This is a genomic window from Pseudarthrobacter sp. R1 (assembly GCF_024494415.1).
GTDB lineage: Bacteria > Actinomycetota > Actinomycetes > Actinomycetales > Micrococcaceae > Arthrobacter.
On sequence record NZ_JAMKFI010000029.1, the window covers coordinates 1 to 684 of the forward strand.

Here is a 684-nt window from a genome sequence, read left to right on the forward strand (position 1 = left end):
TGCCGTCGCGTGTTTGGAGTGTGATGTCGCGGGCGAGGCTCATGGGGCTGCGCCAGGGGGTGGTGGGGATGTGGTTGGCGTAGTCCCAGTTGTTCATCCAGCCGATCATGAGGCGGCGGCCCTCCGGTGCATCGCTGAAGGAGACGGCGGCGTAGTAGTCCCGGCCCCAGTCCAGCCACCGGTACTCGCCCAGCCGGCCCGGGTCCTGCAGCCCTTCGGTCACGGTGGTGGCTGAAGTGAAGGTGGTGCCGTCGAAGTCGCCCACAAAGTATTGTCCGGCTGAGCCGTTGTTGGGCCCGCCGGGGTTGAGGTTGACGGTGAGGACCCACTGGAGGTTTTCCGGGTCGCCGTCCACCGGCAACTGGAAAAGGTCGGGGCATTCCCACACGCCGCCGGTTGCGTTGGCGGGGCCGAAACTGCTGAGGTATTCCCAGTTTTTCAGGTCCTCGGATTTGTAGAGGACCACCTGGAAGTCCGTGGCTTCGACGGCGACCATCACCCAATAGCTGCCCGCGCCGCCGTCGTACCGGATGACTTTGGGGTCACGGAACTCGGCAGACCCGCGGTTCAGCACGGGGTTGTCAGTGTGTTTTGTCCAGGTGTAGCCCCCGTCCAGGCTGTAGGCCAGGGACTGGGCCTGGACCCCCTCATGCTCCGAGCCCGGTTTGTAGGCGCTGGTGTAAA

The 684-nt window shown here is 64.8% G+C and carries 1 protein-coding gene; it reads right to left on the reverse strand.

What is annotated here, in order from left to right; all coding sequences use genetic code 11:
• Window positions 1-684: glycoside hydrolase family 32 protein (locus M8J71_RS22805; RefSeq protein ID WP_256250150.1), on the reverse strand; the 684-nt coding region annotated here is incomplete at both ends.